Source organism: Nocardioides sp. CPCC 206348, from assembly GCF_048654705.1.
Lineage (GTDB): Bacteria > Actinomycetota > Actinomycetes > Propionibacteriales > Nocardioidaceae > Nocardioides.
Genome location: NZ_JBMCZA010000049.1, coordinates 1 through 3,978, shown reverse-complemented (window position 1 = coordinate 3,978; position 3,978 = coordinate 1). Strand labels below are relative to the sequence as shown.

The window sequence follows — 3,978 nt, the reverse complement described above, 5'->3', positions numbered from 1 at the left end:
TTCTTGCATTGCTCTAACTCGCAGGTCCCGCCCCATTGACGGCGAAATCAGCGTGGCAACAGGTTGGGCTCTGGTCGGTCCAGCATTCATCCTCGCCGGGTCGGCCTCCAGCCGGCTCGCCCGACTCCCCAGAACCGGGGCGCGACGAGCCCAACTCTCAAGAGGAGTGTGGGTCAAGAAGTGAAACGCAACCTGATGGGTGGCCTCGTCGCCACCCTTGTCGCCGCCTCGGCACTTGCCGCGGCACCCCTCGCAGTTCAGTCCGCGCACGCGGACACCGTCGTCGCCGCCTCTCCCGGCAAGGACGATCCGAAGAAGCGGGCCCACCAGTCCGCGCAGGCGCTGGTCAACAGCCGTGCCCCGCAGCTCAAGGTGAGCGGCAGCGAGAAGTTCGTCGCCGAGCCCGTGGTCAGCGGCGGAGCCGGCCTGCAGTTCGCGCCGTACACGCGGACCTACGAGGGCCTCCCGGTGCGCGGCGGCGACTTCGTCGTCGTCACCAACCGTGACGGGCAGATCCTCGACACGACCGTGGCGCAGAAGCGCGCGATCGGGAACCTGGCGGTGACGCCGAAGGTGAGCGCGAAGTCGGCCACCACGTCGGCGAAGGCGACGCTCAGCAAGGCCGAGCTGCGCGGCACGCCGGAGCTCGTGGTCCACGCGCTCACGACGCCCCAGCTGGCGTGGAAGGTGACCGTCAGTGGTCTCACGACCGACGGCGACCGCTCGGTGCGCGACATCTACGTCGACGCCGTCCAGGGCGCCGTCCTCGAGGCGGACGAGCTGGTGCACTTCGCGACCGGCAGCGGCACCGGCCACCACAACGGTCCGAGCCCCTTGTCGATCGAGACCACGCAGGGCGCCTCGTCGTACTCGCTCGCCGACCCCAACACCCCGGGGCTCGACTGCCGCATCGACAACAACGCCACCACCACCGTCCCGGTGCTCTCGGGCCCGGACAACGTCTGGGGTGACGGCACCGGCCTGAGCAAGGAGACCGGCTGCGTCGACGCCCTGTACTCCCTGCAGACGCAGGAGAAGATGCTCAGCCAGTGGCTCGGCCGCGAAGGCTTCAAGGCCAATGGCGACGGCTGGCAGACCCGGGTCGGCAAGGACGAGATCAACGCGTTCTACTGCCCGCCGGGCCTGAGCGAGCCGGGCTACTGCAACGGCACCGAGTGGGTCCGCATCGGCCACAACCAGGCCAACACCGAGTGGCTGACGAACCTCGACGTGATGGCGCACGAGTACGGCCACGGCATCGACCAGAACACGCCGGGCGGCCACTCCGGCGGCCAGACCAGCGAGTTCGTCGGTGACGTCTTCGGGGCACTGACCGAGCACTACGCCAACCAGTCCAGCACCTACGACGAGCCGGACTACCTGATCGGCGAAGAGGTCGACCTGGTCGGCGACGGCGAGATCCGCAACATGTACAACCCCTCGGCCAAGGGCGACCCGAACTGCTACTCCAGCTCGATCCCGAACACCGAGGTGCACTCGGCCGCCGGGCCCGGCAACCACTGGTTCTACCTCCTCGCCGAGGGCACGAACCCGGTCGGCAAGCCCTCCAGCACGACCTGCAACAACGGAGGAACGCTGACCGGCATCGGCATCCAGAAGGCCGGCAAGATCTTCTACAACGCGATGCTGATGAAGACCACCAGCTCGAACTACCTGAAGTACCGCACCTGGACTCTCACCGCCGCGAAGAACCTCTACCCGGGTTCGTGCGTGGAGTTCAACGCGGTCAAGGCGGCATGGAACGCCGTCTCCGTCCCGGCGCAGACCGCTGACCCGACCTGCACCACGGCCGGCAACACGGTCACCGTCACCAACCCGGGCAACCGCACCGGCACCGTCGGCACGGCCACCTCGTTGCAGCTGACCGGATCGTCCTCGGGCGCCGGCCAGACCCTGACCTGGTCGGCCACCGGCCTGCCGGCGGGGCTCTCGATCAACGCCAGCACCGGCTTGATCTCGGGTACGCCGACGACGGCCAGCACGTCCAACGTCACCGCCACTGCGACGGACACCACCGGGGCAACGGGCTCGACGAGCTTCACGTGGACCATCAGTGGCGGCGGCACGCCGTCCGGCAACCTGTTGAAGAACCCCGGGTTCGAGTCGGGATTCGTTGACTGGACCGGCACCAGTGGGCCGATCACCAACAACACCGGTCGTCCCGCACGCACCGGCACCTGGAAGATGTGGCTCGGCGGCAACGGCTCCACGTCGACGGAGAACGAGAACCAGTCGGTCACGATCCCCGCGACGGCAACCTCGGCGACGCTGACCTTCTGGGTCAGGATCGACACGGCGGAGACGACGGGCACGACGGCCTACGACACCGCGAAGGTGCAGATCGTCAACGGTACGACGACCAGCACCCTGGCGACGTACTCCAACCTCAACAAGTCGACCAGCTACGTCCAGAAGACGTTCGACCTGTCGGCGTACAAGGGCAAGACCGTCACCTTGAAATTCCTGATGAACGAGGACTCGTCGCTCCAGACGAGCTTCGTCATCGACGACACGGCGATCAGCGTCGGCTAGTCGGACACATCACGAGGCGGGCGGTCACCGGGACACCGGTGGCCGCCCGCCTTGCGCGCAGTGCATGGTGAGGCCCGTCACAGCCTGCTAGTCTCCGCGCACCTCGGGCGCGCATCAGGGCCTGCCCCTGGACGAAAGGGAATGCCGATGCGAATGATCTTCAGGTCCTTGGCCGTAGGAGCAGCCTCAGTGGTTGTCCTGGCAGGGACGACGGTCACGGCCGACGCCACTGCGTGGAGCAACTCGATCAGCTGGGGTAGCCACCTGCGATCCGAGATCATCTTCGACAACTCGGGAAGCGAGACCCTGTACGTCCGGGACGCCTACGTCGACAGCTACGGCGCGTATGGCCAGTGGTGGGCACCGGCCAAGAGCGGCACGTGCAACGACACCAACGGCGGCGGTTCGACGTCAACGGTCTGCGGGTCGTTGAACATCGCGGAGGGCGCCGACTTCGACGCCAACCTGTGTTCCAAGGACTACGACGGCAGCACTCTCCGTGACTCCATCTGCACGGGACGCTTCGAGTTCGGCAACGGCTAGGGTCGGACAACGACGCAGTCCTGCTTCTCCACGGTGCTGCGGCGGGTTCCGACGGAACCACGCCGCAGCACCGTGTCAGTGTCCACACGATTTCATTGAAGGATGTGCATGCGCTCAAGCACGATCGCGGGGTGCTGCGCCGTTGCGGCGATGCTGGTGTCCGGTTGCGGGGGCTCCGACGGCGGTGGCAAGCCACCGTTCCGAACGCCGGACCTGGGCGATGTCGCGGTGGTCACCGCTGACGTCCAGCTCCCGTTCGACCGGTACGAACTCTCGTCGGCGGACAGGGTCCGCATCCAAGCCGGTCATGCACGCCTGATCGAGGACTGCCTCCACGATCGCGGCTTCGACGTCCGGATGTTCGGTGACTACCTGCGTCCACCGGGAATCGTGCCCTGGGGAGGCCCGGTCGGAACGATGACCAGGGACCACGCATCGCGTCTCGGCTACCAGGCCGGTCCCGAGGATCCCTTCAAGCTGGGCGCCGGCATCTACACGAGGACGCTGGACAACATCACCCTCGACCCCCAGATGGACCCGACCCTGCGGAGCGATCCTCAGTTCCAGAGCGCCCTCCACGGTGCGGTGGAGGACGAGGCCCCGCTGCCGGAGGGCGTCGAGCTGCCGACGCTTTCCCCCGGGGTCGAACCCTTCGAACAAGGCTGCTTCGAGGTCGTGGACAAGCAGCTGGACGCTCCGCTGCCCGACACCCTCGGCTTGTCGGGCGACGTCATCGATCTCGCCGTGGTGCATCCGGACGTGGCCGAACGCATGGAGGCGTGGACTGCCTGCATGGAGGTTCGGGGTCACCAGTACAAGACGGTGGTCGATCCCATCCGCCAGTACAACTTCGAGGAGGTGTCGGCCGCGCAGACGCGGACG

At 67.1% G+C, this 3,978-nt stretch carries 3 protein-coding genes; all 3 read left to right on the top strand.

What is annotated here, in order from left to right:
* Nucleotides 1-180: 180 nt before the first annotated feature.
* Complete coding sequence (locus ACOADB_RS01795) at nt 181-2,553, top strand: M4 family metallopeptidase (RefSeq protein WP_378596196.1); 2,373 nt, start codon at nt 181-183, stop codon at nt 2,551-2,553.
* 189 nt (nt 2,554-2,742) lie between these two features.
* A complete protein-coding gene (locus ACOADB_RS01790; RefSeq protein WP_378596195.1) occupies nt 2,743-3,096 on the top strand; it encodes a hypothetical protein in 354 nt (117 codons plus the stop codon).
* 108 nt (nt 3,097-3,204) lie between these two features.
* The coding region (locus tag ACOADB_RS01785; RefSeq protein ID WP_378596194.1) for a hypothetical protein at nt 3,205-3,978 on the top strand (774 nt) is incomplete at its 3' end.